Raw genomic sequence first — 24,605 nt, 5'->3', positions numbered from 1 at the left:
GCCTCGCCTCAGAAGCCATTGATGGTGAAGCCCCCATCTACGCTCAGGCACTGGCCGGTGATGTAGCTAGCGGCGGGCAAACAAAGGAAGGCAACGGCGGCGGCTACTTCTTCGGCCTCGCCGACGCGGCCGAGGGGCGTGCGGTCTACCACTTGCTTTAAGTAATCGGGGTTGGCTAGAACGGTGGCGGCCAAGGGCGTTTGAATGTACCACGGCGCTACGGCATTAACCCGAATACCGGCGGGGGCCCACTCTACAGCCAGGTTGCGACTGAGTTGGATGAGTGCCGCTTTGGTCATGCCATAAATGGCTCCAGTGCGCAAATGGGTAAGTCCCGCCACCGACGACACGTTGATGACACTAGCGCTACCCGCGGCTTTCAACTGCGGGTAAGCCCCCCGGCACAGCCCGAAGGCCGACTCTAAGTTGGTGGCCAGCAGGTACTGATATTCAGTATCGACATAATCGGTGGTGGGCTTGCGGATGTTGGTGCCCACGTTGTTGACCAGAATATGTAGTGCCGGCCCAAGCTGCGCGGCGGCGCTCAGCACCAACTCCCGGCCTGCTTGCTGGCTTACGTCGGCTGCTACGGCGTGGGCATCGAGGCCGGCGGCGCGCCATTCAGCTACCTGCGCCTCTAGTTCGGGGGCTTGCCGGGCAACGGCTACCACGGTTGCGCCGAAAGCTAGCAGCTCCGAGGCTATGGCGGCACCTATGCCTTTGGAAGCGCCCGTTACGATGGCAAGTTGGCTAGCTAAGCTCCAGCGTTTTTGCAATAAAGGGTGGGGTTGCGGCATGTTCATTATGATGTAGGGTGGTGTAAAACTATGGCATTTGCTTGGTCATATCCTGTCCAAGGCAAGCAATAAAAGGATGCTTGTAATACTTAGGCAAGATTCTATATAATTAATGCAATTAATATATTTGAAATAATATACTTTATTGTTGGACAGATCTTCAAAATAAATAGCATTCTATTAACAATACTATAAATTGAAGCCCTATCTGTTGTCAGATAGACTATCCGCTTCCTTTCCAAACCAACTTACTTCCAACTCAATGACCAAAAATTACTCTGCGGCAGCACTCCTACTGCTAAGCACCCTTCCTTATTCGGCGGCGCATGCCCAAGAGGCTAGCCGAGCGGCGCAAAAGTACCTGGCTGAAGACGGTACTCCTGCCTTAGTTACGTTTCGGCCCGAAACACCGGCCTACACATTAAGCCAAGCCCGGCAAGCACTGGTAGAGCAACTGCAACTTACCTCCGACGACCAGATGCTGTCTAGCCGTACCGAAACGGATGCGCTAGGTTTTGTACACGAAAAATACACGCAGTACTACAAAGGCATCAAAGTAGAACATGCCGCTTATACGCTACACGCCAAGCAAGGCAAGGTACAAAGCATGAGTGGACAGGTGGAGCGCATCAGTAAGCTCAACGTAACCCCTTCGTTGAATGCCGCGGCCGCGCTGCAAAAGGCACTGGCCTTTGTGGGAGCCGAGCAGTACATGTGGGAAGATGCCAGCGAGGAAGCGGGCCTGAAGCAGCAGGAAAACAGCGCTAGCGCCACCTACCGCCCCACGGGCGAGCTGGTGATTGTGCGCAACGAGCGTAGCCAAGACAAACTGCGCCTCAACAAACCCACCTTGGCCTGGAAGTTTGACGTGTATGCCAAGGCTCCGGTTAGCCGGGCTTACATTTATGTAGACGCCCACTCTGGCGAAGTGGTTTTGCAGGATGCCATCATCAAGCATGCCGCCGCCACGGGCACCTTCGCCACCAAATACGCCGGTACCCAGAGCAGTACCACCAGCACCACTACGGGCGGGTACTACCTCCGCGAAGCAACCCGCGGCTCGGGCATCGAAACCTACAATTGCCGCAAGAGCAACAGCTACACCAACGCCGTCGATTTTGTTGACGCCGATAACAACTGGACCGAGTACGCCAACGCCAACTTCGACAATGCCGCCCTCGATGCTCATTGGGGCGCCCAGGCGGTGTACGACTACTGGAAAAACGTGCACGCCCGCAACTCCTACAACAACGCCGGCGCCAAAATCAAAAGCTACGTGCACTTCGACGACACGCCCGGCGACGGCAAAGGCTACGAAAACGCTTACTGGAACGGCTCGGTGATGACCTATGGCGACGGCGCCACCCGCTTCGACCCACTGACTTCCCTGGATGTGTGCGCCCACGAAATCGGGCATGCTGTGTGCTCAAGCACCGCCAACCTCACTTACTCTAATGAGTCGGGCGCGCTAAACGAGGGCTTCTCCGATATTTGGGGTGCGGCCGTGGAGTATTACAAAGCGCCTACCAAAGCTACCTGGCTGATTGGGGAAGACATCGACAAAGTGCGGCCTTCGCTGCGCTCGATGAGCAACCCCAACGCCGAAGGCCAGCCCGATACCTACAAGGGCACCAGCTGGTACACCGGCACCGGCGACAATGGCGGCGTACACACCAACAGCGGCGTGCTCAACCACTGGTTCTACCTCCTGAGCGTGGGCAAAACCGGCACCAACGACATCGGCAGTTCCTACAGCGTAACTGGCATCGGCATCGACGCGGCAGCTAAAATTGCCTACCGCACCGAAAGCGTGTACCTAACGGCTTCCTCTAACTACGCGGCTACCCGCACGTATTCCATTCAGGCAGCTACGGACCTCTACGGGGCTGGCTCAGCCCAGGTAACGGCCGTAACCAACGCGTGGTACGCGGTAGGCGTGGGGGCGGCTGCCGGGGGCACTACTCCGCCGCCTACCACAGCGGGGTACTGCACCAGCAAAGCGTCAAACGCAAGCTACGAGTGGATCGACCTCGTCCGGTTGGGTTCCATTAGCCGCACCTCCGCCGCCGACGGCGGCTACTTCGATGGCACTGCTTTAGGCACCAGCGTAACGGCAGGCACTGCGCAAACCATCAGTTTCTCGGCAGGCTTTGCTTCCACGGCGTACACCGAATATTGGGAAGTGTTCATCGACTACAACCAGGACGGCGACTTCACTGACAGCGGCGAAACCGTAGTAAGTGGCAGCAGCAGCAGCAGTGCCACCCTCAGCAGCACCTTTACAGTACCTGCCGCCGCTAAGAATGGCAAAACCCGCCTGCGTTTGGTGATGAGTGACGCCGCTGCCACTATCAGCTGTGGTTCTTACAGCTACGGCGAAACCGAAGACTACAGCATCACCATTTCCGGTGGCGCAACCCTAGACGAAGGCGTTGCCGGCAGAGGCAGCAATGACAGCAACAGCAGCATGGGCCTCATGAGCCAAAGCGCTGCTCAACGCCTGGAAGTATACCCCAATCCCGCTACCGATGTGTTGCGCATTGCCATGCCGGGCGACGGCACCGCCGTTGCCGTGAGCGTAACGGACTTGCGCGGCGTGAAAGTGCTAGGCACGAAAGTGGAAGGCGGCCAACTAAACGTCTCGTCACTGGCGAAAGGTATTTACACACTTACCGTCTCCGACGGACAGAAGGTGTTCCATCAGCGCTTCGTCAAGCAGTAAGCAAGTAATTAGCTGCTGGTTTATGATTACCAGCTGTCTGCTACAACAAAAAAGGCCTGTCATCCGACAGGCCTTTTTTGCTTTTTGGCAGGCTACTAGAATGGCTTTTGTTTAAACTCAACTGCCTTTTTGCTCGCAACCTCCTGAAGCTATCGGCCCCAGGGAGCATATTCCAGCTTTAGCTCGACCTGTCCGTAACCGTCGTTTTGGCTAGGGTTGGCACGTTGGCTGATGTCGTCGAGGTGGTCGGTGGTGGTGAAGTTATAGGTTCCTTCCACGGTAGCGTTGAGCTTCGGACTGAGCCGCAAGACCACGCCCAAGCCTACGGGTGCCACCACTGCCAAAGCAGGATAGTCGTTGCGTTCCGGGCTCAAGAAAGCGGTGCGCTCGTCGGCGCGGGTGGTGCCGCGGTACGACTTGGGATTGTAAAGCAACAAGCCTGCGCCCGCCTTCAGATAAGGTTTCACAAGGGCCGCGCCCCGTTTGGGACTAGCAAACTCGCTTTCGTCTTTTATCAATTCGTAGCGTAGAAATGTGACGCCACTTGCATTTCGTCCCCGGAAAGCCAACCCGCGTTCTGGCAGCTGGTCTTTGGCGCCAATCTGAAAGTAAGAAGCCTCGGCGCCAATAACTAGGTGCGGACGAACAAGGTAGAGCAGCCCCAGGCTGCCACTGCCGCCAAGAAAGTTTTCCGACAAGCTGCTGCCCAGGTCACCGTTGTAATAGCTAATGCCACCGCCCACCGTAAAACGCACTGGCCCCCGGTAATAGGCCCGGGCCTGCGCGTTGTAGTGCCGACGACGACGCTCTGGGCTATCCTGCGCCGTAACGGAATGCGCCAGCAGCACGCTGGTCGTGAAAGAGGTAATTAGCAGAAGATGCTTCACGCAGTAAGATTAAGTGAACAGACTAAAAACCGCTGGCTACGTACGCAGCCCAACCAGCCTAGGTAAGTGAAACGGCGAAGTTCAGGAGCCAGCAAAAAGCGTTTGCTCTGGCAATGAGGCAGTTGCAACAGGAAGGTTACAGAAATCTTTCTGTTACAACGAGCAAAGTGAGTTCGCGCATATATACCTCAGGGGACGCACCACGGAATAGTTGCCATGCGCGGTGCGCTCCGTTTTCAGGTAGCCCCCTCGTCTTTATTTGAATTTGCCCTGCGGATCGGGCATTTTGGTCATTAGCTCGCTCAGGAAATTGAAGTCGATGCTATTGATGCTTAAGTCGCCGCCTTTGTGCGTAGCATCCCAGGCTTTGGTGTAGTCTTCCTGCAAGTAGTAGACGCGGGCCAGCTGCTGCCAGGCGGCGGCGTTTTTAGGATCGGTGGCTACCGCTCGTTGCAGATAGTCGTTGCCAGTGGTTAAATCTTTTTTCTTTTTGGTTTGCTCGTAGCGGATAAGGTAGCTGCTGCCCAGATCAGCTAGCATCAGGGCATCGTTGGGAGCTAGCGCCAAGCCCTGTGTGAGCAAGCTGATTGATTGGTCGGGAGTGGGGTTGCGGCTAGCCACTACCCCTAAACCACGGTAAGCTTCGGCATTTTTGGGGTCGAGCAGCCAGGCCAGGTTGAAGCGGTAGACGGCCGTATCGGGCTTGCCTTCTGTTAGATACTCGTAGCCTTTGGTGGAGAAAAATCGACTGGCCTCTGTTTTGGATGGGAAGCTGCGCTCTACATCGGCCAGAAAAGCGGCCCCAACGAGGGCTTGGGCCTGGGCCGGGGAAATGCCGCCAAACAAGGGTTGCAAGCGGTTGGCGGCGCTTACCGCCACATCGCCCTTGGTTTTAACTTTGGTTTTGCGTTGCGCCTGCGCGGGCAGTGTCAGCAAGGTACTAAAGCCCAAGAGCAGGCAAATCAAGTATTTCATTGACGTGTTAAAGGAATTAAAAGCAGAAAGAAGAAGCTGGCTGAGGCCGGGTGGCTTTCAGCAAATATAACGCACACCCTCACAGGCTTCGTGCCCACTCATTGAAATGGAAGGCAAACTGCTACTTTTTAAGGGTAGCACCATCCCAAACCGATAGCCCTGCGTAAGTGTCACGCTCTTGTTAAGGCGCTGCGGTGCGCATCAACCGCGCCACTTGTTTTCTCCCCTCCCTCCAGAACTCACCTTGCTTTTATATGCGTATACCCCGCCGCTGGCTGGCGCTACCTACCTTGCTTATACTGCCTTTGCTGCTGCTGTTAGCCAACGAGTACGCTACCGCCCGCCCGAGCCGCCGCACCCAGGATGTGCCTTATGTCCCGGCCACCGACCCAACCTTTGATGCCGAGCGGCACCTGTTGGATGTGTACGCTCCTCGCCGCAAAGCCGCAAAGCCTTATCCGGTGGTCGTTTTTATTCACGGAGGCAGCTGGAACAGCGGCAACAAAAACTTCTACTCGTTTATCGGGCGGCGCTTGGCTAAGCAGGGCGTAGTGGCCGTTGTTATCAACTACCGCCTCTCTCCGAAAGTGCAAGTGCCCGCCATGGCCGATGACTGCGCCCGCGCCGTGGTCTGGACCACCGAGCACATCCGCGAATACGGCGGCGACCCGCAGCGCCTGTTTTTGATGGGGCACTCGGCCGGTGGCGGTTTATGCGCCTTGCTCGCCGCCGATAACCGCCTGTTCGCACGGCGCGGCCTTGCCACCAATCCCGTTCGCGGCGCCCTCCTCGATGACCCGGCTGGCCTGGACATGTTCGATTACCTCACCAAGCTCGAATATCCTGGCGATGCCGAGTACCTGATTCCCTACGGCAAGCAGCCCGAAGTGTGGAAAGACGTTTCGGCTTTGTACCATATCACGGCCAACACGCCGCCTTTTATCATCTTCATCGGAGGCGAAACCTACCCGTCGATCCGCAATAGCAGCCGCAAGTTTCAGGAAAAGCTTACTGAATTGGGGCGCCCTCCGCTGTTCACGGTGCTGCCCGGCAAAAAGCACGTACCCATGGTTTTGCAGCTCTATTGGAAGAACAACGTGCTATACCAAGCGCTTCTTAAAATGGTGAATTAGCAACCTAGTGGGTTTGTTGTTCAGATGGCGCGAGTAGCACGAGATAAAGTGATAAGTCGCTAAGTTACTTTTACCACAAACTTGTCTGCGCAGTTGGTTGCTCGAATTCCAACAGCCACTTTTTGCGCCACAAGCCCCCGGCATAACCCGTTAGCTGCCCACCGGCCCCGATGATGCGGTGGCAGGGCCAAACCAAGCCGAGGGGATTCTGCCCATTGGCAGCACCGACGGCCCGCACAGCTCCCGGGTTGCCTAACTGCCGGGCCAAGTCCAGATAAGAAGTCGTGCGGCCAAACCCCACCCCGAGCAGGGCCGCCCACACCCGCCGTTGAAACTCGGTACCCTGCGTCACCTCGTACGTCAACTGAAAATCGCGCAACTCCCGGTTAAAATAGGCAGCCACCTGCTGATGGGCTTCCCGCAAGCACTCCGGCACTGCGGTACTTGGCGTGACTGGCCGCGGCTCATCTGAAAACTGCACAGCAGCAAGGCCAGCCTCTGTACCCCGTAGCTTAATACAGCCTAGAGGAGAACTCAGATAAGCTTCCGCAGTGGGAACAACTACCATAGGAAATAAGTGAGGGCGTGCTAATCAGGTAGCCTAAGTTACCATTAATCATAGTCCGCCTTGTCTCGCATTGCTACTATTGCCCAGGTAGCATCGTCATCTCACTCAGCTACTGCGTGCCCCTAGCAGCTCCCTACTTCGGAATGTTTTTTAGCTCCTTCAGGGTGCCTGCGCTGTTGAACTGCATGGTCATGTCCTTAGGATTGTTTTTACCGGCAGCTACCACCACTGAACCCTTCAAGTTGTAGGGCGTTTTTTTAGCTCTGAACAGCGTTTTATACCCAACTTTCGGTAATCCCTTCGGCTCGAACTTCACGCGGATCGGCATCATCTCGGTGCCGCGGGTTGCAAACGAAACATCTTTTTCCTCTACGCCCCGCACCTGCATATCGTCGCTAACCCGGAAGTCGTAGGAAACGCGGCGAATGGTAACCGGGAACGGGTTGTAGTTGGTGACTTTGAGGTTGACAATTGCCTCCCCGTTCTTCAACCCCAGGTGCTCTACGTCGATGTCGGCTACCTCAATCTTAGGGAGTTTCGGGACATATACCCGCTTGGTCACGTTCACCGGAATTCTCTGCGTACCCTCGGCCATCGGCAAGCGGGCGTATAAGTTCATCACCATCTTCACGTCTACGCAGTCCTGCTGGCTGGTTTTGATGGTGTTCTTTATTTTACTCAGGTCCAAGGTAACGGGAACTTGCATGTGGCTCAGGCCTTTGCCTTTCAGCACGGTGGGCTTGCCTTTATGGCCGCTGGCTAGCATTCTGCCATCCACGCTGGTGCGGTAGCTCAAACTATCGATGCGGAGCGTGATGGGCATGTGGTTGCGAATGTCTGTTACCATCTGGGCGTACACGTAGTCGGGCGTGATGTTATTCACTGAAAACGAAACATTTTCCAGCGTCGGCATCTTCGGCATGAAGATGCGTTTGGTAAGCGTAACCGGTATTTTTTTGGTGCCGGCTACCGGCAGGCGGGTATACAGGTCCATGGCAAGCTGCACATCCACACAATCTTGTTGGCTGGCCTGCAGCTTGTTTTTCATCTTGCTTAGGTCCAGCGCCAAAGGCAATTGCAGGTGGCTGATAGAATCTTTGCTCAGCACCGTGGGCGTGTTTCGGGCGCCTTGCGTGAGTAGGTCCCCATCCAGGCGGGTCTGGTAGCGGAAGCTGTCGATGCGCAGTGTGATGGGCATGTTGTTGCGCACATCCAGCTTCACCTGGGCTTTCACCGAGTCGCCCTTCATGCTACTCACGGCGAGGGAGGTGTTTTCCAAAGTGGGTAGTAGTTCCTTGCCTTTATCGGCTAGCGTGGGCAAAAGCCCTTTGCCCTTGTCGTTTTTCACATACACCCACCCCACTACCCCCACTAGGAGCAAGAGTAACAGCGCGAACACAAAGACAACAGGATGACGTTGATAATATGGGCGAGTAGCCATAACAGTTCAGGTTGGGTGCAAGTATATTGTTCAGCTTCAAGCTCAACCACACAAGGCATTGCAATTCAGCATCTTACTAAGCCATACGAGCACTTACAGCTAACTTGTTATAGTCGAGGTGGCAGCAACGCTACCTTATCTTAGGCCTTCCTTTTTGCGTACGTTTGACTCACAGTACTTTACCTTGTCTTACCCCCTCCTTCCGCTATGTCTCTCCCCACCCCTACCGACACGCACAGCCGCAGCCAGCAGCTTATGGCGCTCGAAGACCAGTATGGTGCCCACAACTACCACCCGCTGCCCGTAGTGCTAAGCCGCGGCGAGGGGGTGCACCTCTGGGATGTAGATGGCAAGCACTACTACGATTTCCTCTCGGCCTATTCGGCCGTCAACCAGGGCCATTGCCACCCGCGCATCATTGGGGCCCTTACCGAGCAGGCCCAGCGCCTCACGCTCACTTCCCGCGCTTTCTTCAACGACCAGCTAGGTGGGGCCGAAAAGCAACTCTGTGACCTGTTCAACTACGACAAGGCCTTGCTGATGAACTCGGGCGCCGAGGCCGTGGAAACGGCCCTCAAGCTGGCGCGCAAGTGGGGTTACCAAGAGAAAGGCATTGCCCCCAATCAGGCTCGCGTGCTGGTAGCCGAGCACAACTTCCACGGCCGCACGACCGGCATTATCTCTTTCAGCACCGACCCTGACTCGACCGGCAACTTCGGCCCTTACATGCCGGGCTACCAAGTGGTGCCCTACGACGATCTGGCCGCGCTGGAAGATGCCGTGCGAGACCCGCACGTGTGTGCTTTTCTGGTGGAGCCCATTCAGGGTGAAGCCGGCGTGGTAGTGCCCTCGGAAGGCTACCTGGCCAAAGCAGCGGCTATTTGCAAAGCGCACAGAGTACTCTTCATTGCCGACGAGATTCAAACTGGCCTCGGCCGCACCGGCGAGTTGCTAGCCGTATGCTACGAAGGCGTACATGCCGACATCCTGATTTTAGGTAAAGCACTGAGTGGCGGCGTATTGCCCGTATCGGCAGTGTTGGCCCGCAACGAAATTATGCTCACTATCCAGCCTGGGCAACACGGCTCCACCTTTGGCGGCAACCCGCTGGCGAGCGTGGTACTAAGAGCCGCCTTAGACGTACTGCTCGACGAAAAACTGATTCAAAATGCCCGCGTACTAGGCGAAGTGTTTCGGGAGCGAATGCGTCGGGTGCAGGTTAAACGCCCTGAAGTGATAGAAACAGTGCGGGGCAAAGGATTGCTTAACGCAATAGTGATAAAACCGCACACCGACGGCCGTACCGCCTGGGACGTGTGTTTGACCCTGATGGAACGAGGAGTATTGGCCAAGCCTACTCACGGTGATATCATTCGTTTTGCCCCTCCACTGACTATCACCGAAGAACAGCTACATGAAGCTTGTGACGTGATTGAGCAAGTTATTCTTGAATTTTAGCTCCTACTGTTTTCTTGCCAGCAGCGGGCTTCCTGTTCAAGGAGGCCCGCTTCTTTTTGCTACCAAAAATAGGGGACTCATCGAGCAATTTCGATGAGCAGAGGCGAAAAGCCTGTTCTTATCGAAAATTGATTTATGACCATTTACGGATTATTTATTACGCACCGATGGGCTTTGCTAATGAGCACCATCATAAGCGAGAAGAATTATCTGAATCCGTGATTGGCTATTCAACCGATTGCACGAAGTGCCTACTGTTGCCCTAGTGCCTGATCTACTGGCTTCTAGCTCAACATAGCACGTAGTCAACTGCGTAGACAAGTAATAAGCCTACATAAAATAGTCTCATTTTAAGACGACATGAAAATTTTATAAAAATTATATTTTATCAGTATTCCTTAAATAATTTGGATTTAATTTTTGCAAACACAGATATCCATGATAATTTTGTGACTAATACATATTATATTGGATTCATGCAACCGCAATCTACCCTACAACTCGAGTGGAGTTCGGCGCCTACCCTGCGCGCCCGGAGGTCCACCACCCACACACCTTATAAGCCCTCCTCTAAGCTAGCTGTGCAGACTTCGCCTACGAAGCGCGCTTTCGACTATCTTTTTGCCGCATTAGTGACCCTTTTGATGCTTAGCTGGCTGATTCCCATAATTGCACTTCTCATCAAGATGGAATCGCGGGGACCAGTATTCTTTAAGCAGCTTCGCACTGGGAAAAATGGTAGCCCTTTCTACTGCTTGAAGTTCAGAAGCATGCGCACCAACGCTGATGCAGATCTGAAGCAAGCCAGCCGGGGTGATAATCGCATTACCAAGCTAGGTGCGTTCTTGCGCAGGACCAGTCTCGACGAGCTACCGCAGTTTATCAATGTATTGAAAGGCGAGATGTCGGTGGTTGGCCCACGGCCACACATGCTCCGCCACACAGAAGACTACTCTAAAATCATTGACAACTTTATGGATCGGCATCTGGTTCTGCCGGGCATCACAGGCTTGGCCCAGGTATCAGGCCATAGAGGCGAGACAAGGGAAGTCGAAGCCATGGCTAAGCGCGTCAATGCAGATATTCACTACCTCGAAAACTGGTCGTTTTGGCTGGACCTGAAGATTGTGTTGGCAACGGTATTCCAAATATTCCGGAGCAACAACCACGTCTTTTAGTCGCTCTACTGTTTGCCTGCTACAAACGAGTTTTATATAGGTTGAGCTACGCAAGTAGCTTAACCTATTTTTGCCAGCATCCTTCTTGGCAGCGCACCCGTTTGAGTGGCAAAAACAAATCATTCTGTGGTGGATGCTTCCTTGATGCCAAGTCTTAGCCGCACAGCTAAGACCACAAGAATGCAGGAACGACAAGCAAAGGAACTATGAATTCAGTTGCTCTCAACTCTCTGATTTGCAAGCAGGTTGCCCCCTGATGAGCTTGGCTCCATCGTGCTAGCAATATGATAAGTCTAGCAAAATCAAGTACATTAGCACCTAAATCAAGCGCATAAATCGTTGATTTTTATAATCAGCATGATTTATTAATAATCAACCATAATGACCGTACTTCCTAAGGTTTCAAAAATGCAAAGGAATTTTCAATATTTTATTGTATTGCTTTTTTTTACTGCTTGTGGTTCTGGAAGAAACTTGGTGTATTTCGGTAACCTAAAGGAAACAGAAACTTATACATCTACTATCACCAACAAAGTAGAAGCAGTTATTCAACCCGACGACTTATTAAGTATTACGCTAAGCAGTTTAAATCCTGAGTCCAATGTTTTGTTTAACAATGGGCTCTTACAAACTCCTGGAGGTAGTGCAGGTTCAGGCGAGAAGTTGAACGAGGGGTATCTTGTAGATAAGGCTGGCACCATCAACTACCCCGTCTTGGGCTCTTTGAAAATAGCTGGCTTAACAAAAACAGAAGCCACTCAACTGCTGACTACAAAGATCAGTCAATACGTGAAGAACCCCATAATCAACATCCGGTTCTTGAACTTCAAGATAACTGTGGTAGGTGAGGTGAACCACCCTACGACTTTGACTGTTCCGACCGAGCGAATAAACATTGTAGAAGCCTTAGGTTTGGCTGGTGACATGACAGTTTATGGAAAAAGAACCAATGTTTTGATCATCCGCGAGAAAAATGGGATTAGAAATACTGCAAGAATTGACTTAACCAACAAGGAAAGTTTGAATTCTCCCTATTTCTATCTACAGCAAAATGATATCGTTTATATCGAACCTGAAAAAACAAGGATTTTGCAGGCCAATCCAGCTAACTACTATCTGCCACTAATTGGTAGTGTTGCCTCAATACTTAGCGTTTTGTATTTCGTATTTAGAACTAATTAATTACTCGATAACTTCCACACTGCGCTTTAAGAATATGAGTAATCAAGAACTTTTTCCTCTTTCCTCTGAAAGAAGCGAGGCGCTGGATTTAAAATCTGCATTCTCGAAATATCTGCGTTACTGGTATTTATTCCTGCTAGGCGCTGTTATTGCCATCGGTATCGCGTATGCCCATTTGCGGTATTACGCCATTCCTCAGTACTACACAACCAGCCTGATTCTTATTAAAGATGAAAGGTCTGAGTCGGGCACTTCTTCGGCCATGGCCCTCAACGACCCTGACCTATTCAAGTCGTCCAAGAATGTAGACGATGAGATAGAGGTTTTGAAATCAAAGACCTTGATGCAGAGAGTAATCAGGGAGCTTGATCTGTCGATCAGCTACGTGGTGGAAGGCCGAATTCGTGACGTTGAAATCTACGGCAAGGGACTACCTATCAAGGTAATTCCTAGCAAAATGAACCCGAAATATCCCAACCCGGCTTTCTCTATTCTGCTGACGGGTAATAACTCGTACAAGCTGATCGATAGCGACGGGAAAGTCAATGTTTATCAATTAGGGCAAGAGATTTCCAAGCCTTACGGCTCATTTACGGTCGTACCTGGTCCTGCATTCTATGCAAATACCAAAGGCGCCAGCAAAAAGATCAACATCCAGTTTCAAAACATCAAGGATGTAGCTGATATGTTTTTTTCGCGTGTTGATATTAAGCCAAGCGCTAAAAACGCTAGCGTAATTACTATGGGGATAGTTGATCCTATTCCTGAAAGAGGCGAAAATATCATCAATAAGGTTATTGAAGTATACGAGAAGGAATCTATTGAAGACAAGAATGCCAAAGCGGCTAATACGGTTGCTTTCTTGGATGAGCGCCTGAAGTATATTACTGCTGAGCTGTCTGGTGCAGAGAAAAATGTTCAGCAATACAAGAGCCTAAACGAAGTAACCGACGTTTCCACGCAAGCGTCCAACTACTTATCGCAAGCGAGCGACTATAACAGGCAGCTTTCCGAGTGGGCCACTCAAATTCAGGTACTCGAGTCCATAGAGCGGTACATGTCGGCTGGTGCCTCGCAATACAAAACGGTACCGAGCACGCTTGGCATTCAAGACCCAACCTTGCAGGGCCTGATCAGCAACTTCAACGAGTTGCAGCTGCAGCGCGAAACTCAGTTGCGCACTAGCACTGCCGAAAACCCGGTGGTAGTAGGCATCAATGAGCAGCTAGCCAATTTGCGGCTCAATATTTTAGAGAACCTGCGGAATATCAAGAAGGGTTTGGTTATTACCAGCAATAACTTGAGGCAGAACTCTGGCAACTTCCAGTCTAAGATCAAGCGGGTGCCTTTGATGGAAAGAGAGCTTCTGGAAATCAACAGACAGCAAGCTGTAAAGCAAAACCTCTATCTGTTCCTGTTGCAGAAGCGGGAAGAAGTTGCGTTGGCTCTGGCTGCTACGGTGTCTAACACCCGGGTTATCGATCAGGCAGTAAGCCTGCCTTACCCCGTTAGCCCAAACCCTCAGAACATCTACCTTATTGCGCTACTTGCTGGCCTCGGCATCCCATTCGCTGGTATCTTCATCCGCAACCTTCTCAACGATAAAGTGCAGAGCCGCTCGGATGTGGAGAAGGCAACTGCTACGCCTATCCTAGGTGAAATCTGCCACAACTCCCGCAGTTCTCGCAACGCGGTAGTGGTAAACAAAGACAGCCGTAGCCCGATAGTGGAGATGTTCCGGCTGGTACGTGCCAACCTACACTTTGCCGCTATTGGCAAAGAGAACAAGGTGATGCTTATCACCTCTAGTATGGGCGGTGAAGGCAAAACCTTCTTCAGCATCAACCTCGGTGCTAGCCTAGCCCTGACAGGCAAAAAAGTAGTGCTACTCGAGCTAGACCTCCGCAAGCCAACCCTGTCTACCCGCCTCGGCTTGAACGACAACGTTGGTATCACCAACTACTTAACTTCTGACTCTATCACGATCAACGAAATCATTCGGACTTCGGAAAAAGCACCGGACCTGTTCGTGATAAGCTCGGGGCCACTGCCACCTAACCCAGCCGAACTGATGATGTCGGCCAAGCTGGCGCACCTCATCAATGAGCTCAAGGATATCTTCGACCATATCATCATTGATACGGCTCCAATCGGCCAGGTTTCCGATGCCTTCAGCTTAAGTCCACTGGTAGATTCTACTATCTATTTGCTTCGGTACGGCTTCACTTACAAAAAGCAAATCGAGATAATCGACTCCATCTATCAGAACAAGCGCTTGAATCACCCGATGATTGTGCTCAACGATGCTAAGAAGGAGAACGGCGGCAACTACGGTTATGGCTACGGTTACGGCTATGGCGACGATGCACCTGCAAGCTCGAAGAAGAAAAGCCTAGAGGCGCAATAGTCAATTATCGTATTTAAGTAATTTCGCAGTGTCCACTACCAGCATCATAGCAGTTCGCCCGGAATCTAGGGCCATGTTGGAGCGGCAGAAGAGCGCAGCAAAAGACCCAAACCGCTTGCTCAAGCAAGGGGTTTGGGCTTACTTTTTACTGTTGATTTTTGAGGGAGCCTTGCGCAAATGGTTTTTACCAGGTCTAGCAACTCCTCTGCTTGTCGTTCGCGACCCACTGGTATTATGGCTGCTAATTGTTACCTGGCAACGCGGTCTGCTGCCTATTAATGGCTACATGGTTGGCATGATGCTAATTGGTATCCTGTCCATGTTTACGGCAGTGCTTCTGGGCCACGGCAACATTGCCGTGGCTATCTACGGGGCCCGAATCCTGGTACTTCACTTCCCGATGGTGTTCGTGATTGGCCGGCTCTTCAACCGGGAAGATGTAGTCAAGCTAGGCAAGGTGACGTTGTGGATAGCCATTCCGATGACGGTACTGATTGCCTTGCAGTTTTACAGTCCCCAATCGGCGTGGGTGAATCGTGGCGTAGGCGGCGACATGGCGGGTGCTGGATACAGCGGGGCCCTAAACTATTTTCGGCCGCCAGGCACCTTCTCTTTTACGTCCGGCAACACGCAGTTCTTCATGTTCGCCGGTTGCTTCGTTTTCTATTTCTGGCTGAATTCGCAAAGTATCAATCGGCTGATCCTGATTGGAGCTACGGCTGGGCTGATGGCCGCTATACCGTTGTCTATCAGCCGCTCGCTGCTGTTTGGGGTTGGAATAACTATGATATTCACTTTAGCAGCCGTGGCCCGCAAGCCGCAGTATCTGTCTAAAATCATTCCTATCGCATTTGCCCTAGTTGTGGCACTGGCAGTGTTAAGTCAGGCTACGTTTTTCCAGAATGCCACCGAAGCCTTTCTATCGCGCTTTACCAGTGCCAGCGAAACAGAAGGCGGCTTGGAGGGTACCATTGGCAACCGATACCTAGGAGGCATGGTTGCCGCGCTTACGGGCTCGTCTAACACTCCTTTCTTTGGCTATGGTATCGGTATGGGAACCAATGTGGGCAGTATGCTGCTAAGCGGTGGCACTCAGTTCTTGATTGCGGAAGAAGAATGGGCGCGTCTGATCGGTGAGATGGGTCCCTTGTTTGGCATCATCATCATCATGATTCGGCTAGGCTTCAGCGTGAAAGTTGGGCTTGCCTGCTACGGAAAGCTTAGTGCTGGCGACTTCCTTCCCTGGATTCTCCTCAGCAACGGCCTGCTACTAATTCCTCAGGGGCAATGGGCACAGCCAACCGCGTTGGGGTTCAGCACCCTGATAGCTGGATTACTGGTAGCCTCTTTGCGGAGTGTTCCGCAGAAAAGAGCAGTGGCTACAAGCTGATTTAGATTCGTCTGGCCACCATCGTGGCACTGGTATCACTCAAAAATCAGCGTCGTGAATATTGTTTTCTTTGCCCACCCCGACTTCCTCGGTCATCAAAGCATGCCCCGCTTTGCCCGAATGCTAGCAGACGGGATGAAGGACCGCGGGCATCAGGTGGAGATACTCTCGCCACAAGCCACGGTTTCCCGCCTTCCTGCCCCCCGAATGTTCAGGAAATGGCTGCACTACGCTGACCAGTACATCACCTTTCCTAGTGCCGTACGCAAACGCTTGGCTAGCTACTCGCCCGACACGCTTTTTGTATTCACTGACCATGCTTTGGGGCCTTGGGTACCCTTGGTAGCTGATCGGCCGCACGTGGTTCACTGCCACGACTTTCTAGCGCAATTTTCTGCCTTAGGAGCTATTCCTGAAAACCCGACGGGTTGGTCGGGCCGGCAGTACCAGAAGTACATCCGGCGGGGTTACTCGCAAGCCAAGCACTTCATATCGGTTTCCCAGAAGACGCAGCAAGACCTTGCGCACTTCCTGCCTTCTCCACCTGTCTCCTCCCAAACGGTATACAATGCGCTGAACCAGAAGTTCAGCCCCGTGGATCTGGTGGAAGCGCGCAGTTCATTAACTAAGCAGACCGGGCTCGACTTAACTGCTGGCTACCTTTTCCATATCGGCGGCAATCAGTGGTACAAGAACCGAGCTGGCGTAATTGAGATATACAATGCGTGGCGCCAAAACACGAGCGGCTCGCTGCCCCTTCTCTTGATTGGCGAGTCTCCAACGCCCGCTTTAGAGCAGTTACACGAGCAGTCGGCTTACCGCAAGGATATCCATTTCCTCACGAATATTCCCGACGAGCTGGTCCAGCTAGCCTACGCGGGGGCTTCAGCGTTTCTTTTCCCTTCGCTCGCAGAAGGCTTTGGTTGGCCTATTGCCGAGGCCATGGCTTCGGGATGCTTGGTTATTACGACCAACGAAGCACCTATGACGGAAGTAGCAGGAAATGCTGGTTTCCTGGCGCCCAAACGACCTGCTGCTGTAGCAGAGGTGGCTGCTTGGGCCAAAGAGGTGGCTCAACTGCTTCAGCACGTTCTTAACCTCTCCCCCACCGAGCGAAACTTGGCGGTGGAAGCGGGCCTTTTAAACGCCAAAAGATTCGACCCTAAAAATCTGTTAGCTCAAATAGAAAAAATCTATTTGAGCTGCACTACCAAAACAGCCGAACTACATAGTTCGGCCCGTTAATCATGAAAATACTTTTCGTAATTCCAGTTTACAAACCTGCCTATATATATGGAGGCCTAATGGCTGTCGTGTACTTATTAGCCGAATCGTTGGTCCGGAATGGCCACGATGTAACGGTTTACACAACTACCGCTAATGGCAAAGAGGAGTTAAATGTTAAAACTGGTGAGGAAGTATTAGTTGATGGCGTTAAAGTCTATTATTTTAAAAGATATACCAAAGGTAATTCCCACTTATCACCTGGTTTCTGGAATAAGATCTATCAAACCGTTACTGATTTCGATGTAGTACACCTCCACTCTTGGTGGAGCCCAGCTATTGTAGCGGCAGCGGCTGTTTGCCGTTTAAGAGGCGTGAAACCAATTCTCTCACCTCATGGCATGTTCTGCGACTATATTCTGACTACAAATAATAAAGTAAAGAAGCAGATCCTACAGAATGTAGTCGGTAAATCTTTACTTAAAAACACCTTTCTCCACGTATCAACCCCGATGGAGTGGGAAGAGAGTCAGCTTATACTAAAAGACAAATGGGAAGGGGCCGTTATTTCCAATTTAGTTGAACTCGATAATAGTAAGCCGCCCGTAAGAAAAGAAAAAAATAGCGTTTTTACGATTGGGTTTATATCCAGAATAGACCCTAAGAAAGGCCTAGATATTCTCATCCAGGCCTTATCAAAAGTATCTTTTAATTACAAATTATTGGTTGCTGGTACAGGCGAGGAAGAATATGTTAATAAGTTAAAAAACTTAGCCATAGAATGCGGCAACGCTGACAAGATAGAATGGGTAGGATGGAAAGATAATGTTCAGAAAATGAAATTCTATTCTGAAATAGATCTGTTTGCTCTTACTTCGCACAACGAAAACTTTGCTGTAGTAGTAATCGAATCTTTGTCGGTAGGAACACCCGTCCTCTTAGGTAAGAGTGTGGGCTTATCAAGCTATGTGGAGGAAAAGCAGCTAGGTTGGATTACCAACATAAACGATATCAACCAAGTAGCGATAGACCTTGAACTAGTTTATCAGGAAGTTGATAAGAGAAAGTACATTCATGAAAATGCGCCAGGCATTATCACCCGTGACTTCGACAAGAATTTTCTTACCAAACAATACACAGATTATTATAAAACTTTAATACCACAGTAATCTTATTAAAAAATGCCTTTGCGACACCTCTCGTTGAAAAGCACACCTTTTATTATCTGATGAAACACGTAAGGTCTTTATTATTTTTCTTGTACGCAGGACTATTAACTTATATAGTTTTCTTCTCTCGCAGAAGACAATCTCTGGTGTGGAGAGATAACCTTGTAAATCTAATTCCTATTAAACACACAATTCAATCTTTTAGACGATCAGATCTAACAGGCTTAGAAAATAATGTAGCTAATTTATTTGGCAATATCATTATATTTATTCCTTTAGCTTTTTTTCTGGTTAACATTTTTGGCGTTTACACGAAAAGGAAAATTATTTTGATAGGCTTTTTAATCAGTTTCTCCATTGAAATGATTCAGTTTATTCTACGAATAGGAGTTCCCGATATCGACGATATAATATTAAACGTAACTGGCGTAGTCATAGGAATTTATTTATATAAAATACTCTGGGCAGCGCTCAAAAATCAAGCAAGATAAAGTTGTTGTATGTTGCAGACCGATTTATCTAAGTTCGATACGGATGGCTACGTAGCAGGGCCTAAGTTGAAAGTATTGATTTGGTTCTTTTTCAACTACCTGATCATGGACAGTTTTTTTCCATGGCCTTACAAGCTAAAACGGTCGTTGCTGATAGCATTCGGGGCACAGGTGGGAGAAGGCCTAGTAATCAAAAACAAAGTGCGCATCAAGAACCCCTGGCGTTTAACTATTGGCAAAAACTGCTGGATAGGAGAATCGGTCTGGATTGATAATTTGGAAGACGTGGCTATTGGCAACAATGTCACCCTCTCGCAAGGTGCCATGCTTCTCACTGGCAACCACGACTACAAAGTGAGTAGCTTTCCTTATAAATTAGGTAAGATTAAGTTGGAAGATGGCGTATGGATAGGCGCTCAATCAGTGGTATGCCCTGGCGTGAGCTGTGCTTCTCACTCGATTCTAACGGTGCATTCGGTGGCCACCAAAAACTTGGATGCCTGGGGTATTTACGCCGGAAATCCTGCAGTTTATATGCGTAAGCGCGAAATAGTTAAATAAGTGCAGCTGAAAAAACTGCGCATAGCTCCACCTGATTTCCTCGTAGCATGAAGAAAAGAATATTGCTTATTGGGTACAACTTTTCTCCTGAGCCGACAGGCATTGGCAAGTACAGCGGAGAAATGATGGCCTGGCTAGCGAAAAACAACTACCAGTGCGAGGTAATTACGGCGTATCCTTATTACCCGCAGTGGAAGGTTGACTCTTCTTACTACAACAGCCGGTATAGCTTCAAAACAGAAGCGGTTGCGCTTGCTCCGGGGAGCACGCTACTCGTTCATCGGTGCCCGATGTATGTGCCCGCGGCTCCTTCGGGCCTAAAGCGAATGCTGTTAGATATGTCATTCTCTTTAACTGCAGCGTTGAAACTCATACAATTATTATTTACCAAGAAATTCGATATAGTTATTACAGTTGCTCCTTCCTTTCAATTCGGACTATTGGGAATACTTTGCAAAAAGCTGTCGAAAGCTAAGTTTGCTTATCATATTCAGGATTTGCAAATCGAAGCTGCCAGGGATTTGAATATGATTCGCTCTAAGGGCATAATTGATACCTTATTTAAGGTGGAAAAGTTTATATTCAACCAGGCTGATCATATTAGCAGTATCTCGGAGGATATGATCAAAAAGATACAAGCTAAAGCCCAGAAAGAAGTTTTATTATTTCCCAACTGGACTGACAATTCATTGTTCTTTCCGTTAGATAATAAGCACGGTTTAAAAGAAATTTTTGGATTTAACGCCAACGACACTATTGTATTGTATTCGGGGGCAATAGGCGAAAAGCAAGGGCTAGAGTATATTTTGCACGCTGCCAAAAGCTTCGAGAGCAAACAGAATGTAAAGTTTGTGATTTGTGGTTCAGGACCTTACAAAGAGAAGCTGCAAAGTATGGCTGATGGCTTGCAGCTAAAGAATGTTGTATTCTTGCCCTTGCAGCCGTTCGAGAAATTCAACCAGTTCTTGAATATGGCTGATATTCATCTGGTTATTCAAAAGGGCACAGCTGGCGATTTAGTTATGCCCTCTAAGCTGACTACTATATTAGCCGTTGGTGGGTTAGCAGTGGTAACGGCAAACGAAGGATCAGGACTGCATTCGCTTTTGAAGAAATACAATATGGGGTTGCTAGTGGAAGCGGAAAATCAACAAGCTTTAAACGAAGGTTTGCGCAGAGCCATTGATGAAGATAATCAGCACTTCACTAAAAATGCTCGCACGTACGCAGAAAATTATCTTTCAATAGAGAAAATCATGACAACCTTCGAACGTACCGTAATTGATTCATGAAGCTGTAACTATATAACCTGTAGCTGTTTTATTGGATTATGCAGCTGAACAACAAATTTTTAGCTTAACGTCAATCAGATATTTTTCTCTTTTATTTAGCATTCTATTGTAAACTCATAATTTTACGTCATACCTCCAGAAGCTACTCTACCTGCTGACTTTATTGTAGCGCGGGGCCAAACACAGAAGGACGTTAATTATACTATCCTAGCTAATATTGCTAATAGATTTCCCAAGGATGCTTCCATTCAAGCACTAGACCTTCCTTGTGGCAACCTAGAGTTCCTAAACTATGTGCGGAAGCTATATTCGGCTGCCAAACTATGGGGAGCCGACCTCACGCCCCCCGCTGTTAAAGACGCCTCTATATCCTTCGTTGAAATGGATTTGCCAAAGGACTGAGGTGGTCTAGTTAATCTGGACAGAACTGGGTGGTATCTTTCCGTCGTCATGAAAGACACGCCAAAACCCGACAAACGCCGCAAGTATGATGCGGCCTTCCGTGCCGAAGCCTTGCGCCTGGCTGAGCAAAGCCGCTCGACCCAAGCCGCCGCGCGGGCGCTCAACATCGACCCAAAACGAATCTACCAGTGGCAAAGAACTGCTCAAACGCCAGTGGCCGCCTCGCTGGGGGCTGCCCTGGACCCGGATACAGCCGCTGAGCTGCGCCAACTGCGGGCCGATAATCGGCGGCAGGCGCAGGAGCTGGCGATTTTAAAAAAAGCTACCGCCATCTTTTCGCAGACACCGGACCAATGAGCCGCTACCGCTTCATTGCCGCCGAGCGCGGCCACTACCCGGTGCGGCGGCTTTGCCAGGTCAGGTGCTGGGCGCCCCACTGCCAGGTGCTTGGCAGGCCGCCCAGCACCTGGCAGTGGGGCGCCCGAAGACACCCGCCTGGGAAACGGCGCTGGTCAAGACCTTTGGGCACCATCAGCGCCGCTACGGCACCCACCGGCTGCAGGTGGCCCTGCGTGAAAAAGGCCACCGGGTGGGCCACCAGCGCCTGCGCACGGCCCTGCGCCGCCGGAGCCTGTACGCGCTCCAGCCCAAAGCCTACACCCCGCGCACAACCAACTCAACCCATGGGCTGCGCTGCGCCCCCAACCGAGTAGTGGACCAGCCCACACCCACTCGGGCTAACCGGGTGTGGGTGTCGGACATTACGTATTTGCCCCTGGCCAACGGTGTATGGGCCTACTTGTGCGCCTTTCAGGACGTGGCCAGCAAGCACGTGGTGGGCTGGCATGTGGCCGCTACCATGCCCGAGGAGTTGGTCACCACGGCCTTGCAGCGGGCCTTTTTGGCCCAACCGCCCACGCCCGGACTCCTCGTGCACTCCGACCGCGGCGGGCAGTACTGCGGCCACGCCTACCGGCAACTGCTCCACGGCCACGAGGCCGTGCGCTCGCAGAGCCGCCGCGGCGAGTGCTACGACAACGCGCAGGCCGAAAGCCCCTGGTCCCGGCTCAGAACCGAGGTGCTCGAACTACGCGGGTGGCCCGTTTTCACCGACCTGGCCGACGCGCAGGCCAGCGTCGCCGACTATTTTGACTACTATAATCACGACCGGCTGCACTCCAGTACCGGCTATCAAACGCCGTAGCATGCTCATCATCAACTCCTTCAAACTACTGCCCTAAACTGTCCAACCTAATTGGACCACCTCATAATTATCTAAATGGGATTAGGAATATCGCTTTGCTTTAAGCCCCGCCGATATTTTTTGAATGTAGATTTCAGCACTGTCATAAAATCACTATAACTGTTCAAAACAGCTCCAAATCCATTCATATGGGCCCAAGCAAACATTTGCGCCCTCTTAGAAGAAGATAACTGGTTTAAAGCCTCAGCTAATTCTGATTTTTCTTGTGCGGTATAAACGTCGGAACCTAAGCAATCGGATAATACTCCCGCAAAGTTTGCTCTTTCCTTGTAGAGTTGAGTTATGTTCCAACCACGCTTTTTATAAGCGGGCTCTAACACTTCTTCAAACACCTTCCGCACCCCGTCTATCTCCAGCATTTTGCGCCGTTGACGCACCTTACCGGCATCAGACCACACTCGGTAGAAAGCCAAGATTTCGTCGAGGTAAATGTTGCCATAGCCGGCCGCCGCTAACGCAGCCGAGAGGTGAAAGTCTTCCGCAGAATTCGGCCGTCCCGTATTGTAGTTAACTGCTTCCAGCGCTGCGCGCCGAAACATAATGATGTTGGCCGCTACTCTATATCCCTTTTTGGAGGCCAACAAAGCATCTTCACTATTTTGAAAGCCTGCTTGCCGGATTAGCAGTCTTTGCCGAAGGAAGCTTCCATGCTGGTCGATTTCTTGGATAGCGCCGTGGGCATAAGCTGCATCAGGCTGATTCGACAATAGTGTAGAAAGCTTTTCAATATAAGTAGGCGTTAGAATATCATCGGAATCAAGTCTGACAATGAATTCGCCGGCCGCTTTCCGCAGACATTCGTCGGTGTTTTTAGAAATACCGACATTTTTCGGCTGACGAAAAACGTTTAGTACTGGTATTTCTTTAGCTAGCTCTTGCAGAACTTCGGCTGTGCTGTCAGTGCTGCAATCATCAAAAATAATGATTTCGCTTGGTGCCACTGTTTGGTTGAACGCACTACGCACAGCAATTGCTAAATACTGCGACTGGTTGTATGTAGGAATGCAGACTGAAACCTTCATTAGTTTATTGATTATTAAACTCTCTTTTATTTATTACGGGAAGAGAGCTTAAAAACGTTTATTCATAGTAGGCTTTTCCATATCACACTAGTACGAGTGATACCCATTGCCTTACTGAAAAAAGACTGTTCTATAGCAGATTAATACCTTTTATGTAACTTAAAAGACTATAGGTTCTCTAATGTTTTGCAAGCAGTTTACAGCTACAAATACCATGTAAGCTGCACCATTTACTTGCAGGTGCCGTCCGCAAGATAATTAAAGACACTTCTAGTACAGTAATTCTGCAAGTTTAAATTGGGCTAGGCACATTTTGCTGTAAAGAATTGCACCTCTCTAGTATCGTAATAGACGGACAATGGCAGCCACTGCATCGCCTAGTATACCGCCCCTCTATTGAGGCAGGATTGCTAACGGTAATCACCGTAGGAAGTTGGCTTTGTAATCGACTCGCAAGACGGGTTCGCTTGGCAATTCGCTCAATTTCATGCATTGCAGTATAGGAGCAGGGTACCGATTACCCAGGACATTAGGCGTTGGCTTACAGACCAGTGAAAGAGCTGAACCATATAAGCTTTCAACTACTATCAATTGGAAGTTGTGGCTAAGACACATAGCCAAATATTCTGCATACGTTATTTCTTACCTACAATGGTGTTCCCCCTCACATCGGTCTAAGGAGCTCAAGCTGACTTAGCAACGTAAACCCATGCTGTTCTGGAAGCTACAATGTCAAGAACGCTCATTGCTTCTCACACTAGCTTGCCTCCATAGCTTCTACCAATCGAGACGATATTAATTAAATATTGATTTAATGTGCAGCTAAGACACTTTGTATCATACTAATAAGCTTTAATTCTTTCCTGAAAACCAAACTATTACCCGTTATACTGCGTCTTACTAACTGATGTTACGCACGGAGTTGCCCGAGTTGCCGGTACATGGCTTTTAGGCCGACGGCATAGAGTTGAGCTTTGAGGCGAAAATGCCCGATGCCGCACTTGAGCTTGAGGGCCTCCAGTTTGGTGTAGGCCAACACGGC

The 24,605-nt window shown here is 50.5% G+C and carries 20 protein-coding genes and 1 pseudogene; 14 read left to right on the top strand and 7 right to left on the bottom strand.

The features are described 5' to 3' along the window. Positions 1–8: 8 nt before the first annotated feature. Positions 9–797 carry an SDR family oxidoreductase gene (locus tag VF639_RS17560; protein ID WP_331147315.1) on the bottom strand — a complete coding sequence of 263 codons (789 nt, stop codon included), beginning with the start codon at positions 795–797 and terminating at the stop codon, positions 9–11. A gap of 262 nt (positions 798–1,059) precedes the next feature. Between VF639_RS17560 and VF639_RS17555 the strand changes: the two genes are divergently transcribed. After that, positions 1,060–3,519 (top strand): M4 family metallopeptidase, encoded by a 2,460-nt coding sequence (locus VF639_RS17555; protein WP_331147234.1) that lies wholly within the window; start codon positions 1,060–1,062, stop codon positions 3,517–3,519. 149 nt (positions 3,520–3,668) lie between these two features. On the opposite strand, the gene VF639_RS17550 is transcribed toward VF639_RS17555, so the two are convergent. After that, a complete protein-coding gene (locus VF639_RS17550) occupies positions 3,669–4,406 on the bottom strand; it encodes a hypothetical protein (protein ID WP_331147233.1) in 738 nt (245 codons plus the stop codon). Positions 4,407–4,661: 255 nt separating this feature from the next. After that, positions 4,662–5,381, bottom strand: a complete 720-nt coding sequence (locus tag VF639_RS17545; protein ID WP_331147232.1) for a tetratricopeptide repeat protein — start codon at positions 5,379–5,381, stop codon at positions 4,662–4,664. 254 nt (positions 5,382–5,635) lie between these two features. Between VF639_RS17545 and VF639_RS17540 the strand changes: the two genes are divergently transcribed. After that, positions 5,636–6,514 (top strand): alpha/beta hydrolase, encoded by an 879-nt coding sequence (locus VF639_RS17540; protein ID WP_331147231.1) that lies wholly within the window; start codon positions 5,636–5,638, stop codon positions 6,512–6,514. A gap of 70 nt (positions 6,515–6,584) precedes the next feature. Here the strand turns inward: VF639_RS17540 and VF639_RS17535 are convergent, their stop codons facing one another. Both VF639_RS17535 and VF639_RS17530 read right to left on the bottom strand, forming a co-directional pair. Next, complete coding sequence (locus VF639_RS17535; protein WP_414654749.1) at positions 6,585–7,082, bottom strand: methylated-DNA--[protein]-cysteine S-methyltransferase; 498 nt, start codon at positions 7,080–7,082, stop codon at positions 6,585–6,587. Between the two features lie 133 nt (positions 7,083–7,215). Beyond that, positions 7,216–8,523 (bottom strand): LEA/WHy family protein, encoded by a 1,308-nt coding sequence (locus VF639_RS17530; RefSeq protein WP_331147229.1) that lies wholly within the window; start codon positions 8,521–8,523, stop codon positions 7,216–7,218. Between the two features lie 207 nt (positions 8,524–8,730). On the opposite strand from VF639_RS17530, the gene rocD reads away from it, so the two are divergent. From rocD to VF639_RS17475, 12 genes are all read left to right on the top strand, one after another. After that, entirely contained in the window at positions 8,731–9,981 is a 1,251-nt protein-coding gene (gene rocD, locus VF639_RS17525; protein ID WP_331147228.1) for an ornithine--oxo-acid transaminase, read from the top strand. 476 nt (positions 9,982–10,457) lie between these two features. Further along, entirely contained in the window at positions 10,458–11,159 is a 702-nt protein-coding gene (locus tag VF639_RS17520) for an exopolysaccharide biosynthesis polyprenyl glycosylphosphotransferase (RefSeq protein WP_331147314.1), read from the top strand. 381 nt (positions 11,160–11,540) lie between these two features. Next, the gene (locus tag VF639_RS17515; protein WP_331147227.1) at positions 11,541–12,341 is read left to right on the top strand and encodes a polysaccharide biosynthesis/export family protein; all 801 of its coding nucleotides are present in this window, start codon (positions 11,541–11,543) and stop codon (positions 12,339–12,341) included. Positions 12,342–12,375: 34 nt separating this feature from the next. Next, on the top strand, positions 12,376–14,748 hold the full coding sequence (locus VF639_RS17510; RefSeq protein WP_331147226.1) for a GumC family protein: 2,373 nt from the start codon (positions 12,376–12,378) through the stop codon (positions 14,746–14,748). Positions 14,749–14,776: 28 nt separating this feature from the next. Then, positions 14,777–16,138, top strand: a complete 1,362-nt coding sequence (locus VF639_RS17505) for a hypothetical protein (RefSeq protein WP_331147225.1) — start codon at positions 14,777–14,779, stop codon at positions 16,136–16,138. Between the two features lie 54 nt (positions 16,139–16,192). Beyond that, complete coding sequence (locus VF639_RS17500) at positions 16,193–17,383, top strand: glycosyltransferase (protein WP_331147224.1); 1,191 nt, start codon at positions 16,193–16,195, stop codon at positions 17,381–17,383. 2 nt (positions 17,384–17,385) lie between these two features. Then, positions 17,386–18,531, top strand: coding sequence for an XrtY-associated glycosyltransferase XYAG1 (locus VF639_RS17495; RefSeq protein WP_331147223.1), 1,146 nt, complete (start codon positions 17,386–17,388; stop codon positions 18,529–18,531). Positions 18,532–18,590: 59 nt separating this feature from the next. Next, entirely contained in the window at positions 18,591–19,022 is a 432-nt protein-coding gene (locus tag VF639_RS25415; protein ID WP_414654748.1) for a VanZ family protein, read from the top strand. A 9-nt stretch (positions 19,023–19,031) separates the two neighbouring features. Further along, positions 19,032–19,583: a WcaF family extracellular polysaccharide biosynthesis acetyltransferase gene (locus tag VF639_RS17490; protein ID WP_331147222.1), complete on the top strand. Its 552-nt coding sequence runs from the start codon at positions 19,032–19,034 to the stop codon at positions 19,581–19,583. Positions 19,584–19,630: 47 nt separating this feature from the next. Next, on the top strand, positions 19,631–20,875 hold the full coding sequence (locus VF639_RS17485) for a WcaI family glycosyltransferase (RefSeq protein WP_331147221.1): 1,245 nt from the start codon (positions 19,631–19,633) through the stop codon (positions 20,873–20,875). 450 nt (positions 20,876–21,325) lie between these two features. Next, positions 21,326–21,634 carry a transposase gene (locus VF639_RS17480; RefSeq protein WP_331147220.1) on the top strand — a complete coding sequence of 103 codons (309 nt, stop codon included), beginning with the start codon at positions 21,326–21,328 and terminating at the stop codon, positions 21,632–21,634. Between the two features lie 64 nt (positions 21,635–21,698). Further along, complete coding sequence (locus VF639_RS17475) at positions 21,699–22,481, top strand: IS3 family transposase (RefSeq protein ID WP_331147219.1); 783 nt, start codon at positions 21,699–21,701, stop codon at positions 22,479–22,481. Positions 22,482–22,552: 71 nt separating this feature from the next. On the opposite strand, the gene VF639_RS17470 is transcribed toward VF639_RS17475, so the two are convergent. Continuing rightward, positions 22,553–23,563: a glycosyltransferase family 2 protein gene (locus VF639_RS17470; protein ID WP_331147218.1), complete on the bottom strand. Its 1,011-nt coding sequence runs from the start codon at positions 23,561–23,563 to the stop codon at positions 22,553–22,555. Positions 23,564–24,473: 910 nt separating this feature from the next. Next, positions 24,474–24,605, bottom strand: a pseudogene (locus VF639_RS25505) (IS701 family transposase); the annotation flags it as partial.

It is taken from the genome of Hymenobacter sp., assembly GCF_036387835.1.
GTDB lineage: Bacteria > Bacteroidota > Bacteroidia > Cytophagales > Hymenobacteraceae > Hymenobacter.
The sequence above is the reverse complement of the archived record's forward strand: the minus strand, read 5'-3'. Positions and strand labels throughout refer to the sequence as shown.

What these genes read in the sequence shown, in the direction of transcription:
- VF639_RS17490 (WP_331147222.1), top strand. Translation starts at nt 19,032, where the DNA reads ATGTTGCAGACCGATTTATCTAAGTTCGATACGGATGGCTACGTAGCA.
- VF639_RS17485 (WP_331147221.1), top strand. Translation starts at nt 19,631, where the DNA reads ATGAAGAAAAGAATATTGCTTATTGGGTACAACTTTTCTCCTGAGCCG.
- VF639_RS17530 (WP_331147229.1), bottom strand. Translation starts at nt 8,523, where the DNA reads ATGGCTACTCGCCCATATTATCAACGTCATCCTGTTGTCTTTGTGTTC.
- VF639_RS17480 (WP_331147220.1), top strand. Translation starts at nt 21,326, where the DNA reads ATGAAAGACACGCCAAAACCCGACAAACGCCGCAAGTATGATGCGGCC.
- VF639_RS17560 (WP_331147315.1), bottom strand. Translation starts at nt 797, where the DNA reads ATGCCGCAACCCCACCCTTTATTGCAAAAACGCTGGAGCTTAGCTAGC.
- VF639_RS17510 (WP_331147226.1), top strand. Translation starts at nt 12,376, where the DNA reads ATGAGTAATCAAGAACTTTTTCCTCTTTCCTCTGAAAGAAGCGAGGCG.
- VF639_RS17540 (WP_331147231.1), top strand. Translation starts at nt 5,636, where the DNA reads ATGCGTATACCCCGCCGCTGGCTGGCGCTACCTACCTTGCTTATACTG.
- VF639_RS17545 (WP_331147232.1), bottom strand. Translation starts at nt 5,381, where the DNA reads ATGAAATACTTGATTTGCCTGCTCTTGGGCTTTAGTACCTTGCTGACA.
- VF639_RS17515 (WP_331147227.1), top strand. Translation starts at nt 11,541, where the DNA reads ATGACCGTACTTCCTAAGGTTTCAAAAATGCAAAGGAATTTTCAATAT.
- VF639_RS17495 (WP_331147223.1), top strand. Translation starts at nt 17,386, where the DNA reads ATGAAAATACTTTTCGTAATTCCAGTTTACAAACCTGCCTATATATAT.
- rocD (WP_331147228.1), top strand. Translation starts at nt 8,731, where the DNA reads ATGTCTCTCCCCACCCCTACCGACACGCACAGCCGCAGCCAGCAGCTT.
- VF639_RS25415 (WP_414654748.1), top strand. Translation starts at nt 18,591, where the DNA reads ATGAAACACGTAAGGTCTTTATTATTTTTCTTGTACGCAGGACTATTA.
- VF639_RS17520 (WP_331147314.1), top strand. Translation starts at nt 10,458, where the DNA reads ATGCAACCGCAATCTACCCTACAACTCGAGTGGAGTTCGGCGCCTACC.
- VF639_RS17470 (WP_331147218.1), bottom strand. Translation starts at nt 23,563, where the DNA reads ATGAAGGTTTCAGTCTGCATTCCTACATACAACCAGTCGCAGTATTTA.
- VF639_RS17535 (WP_414654749.1), bottom strand. Translation starts at nt 7,082, where the DNA reads ATGGTAGTTGTTCCCACTGCGGAAGCTTATCTGAGTTCTCCTCTAGGC.
- VF639_RS17555 (WP_331147234.1), top strand. Translation starts at nt 1,060, where the DNA reads ATGACCAAAAATTACTCTGCGGCAGCACTCCTACTGCTAAGCACCCTT.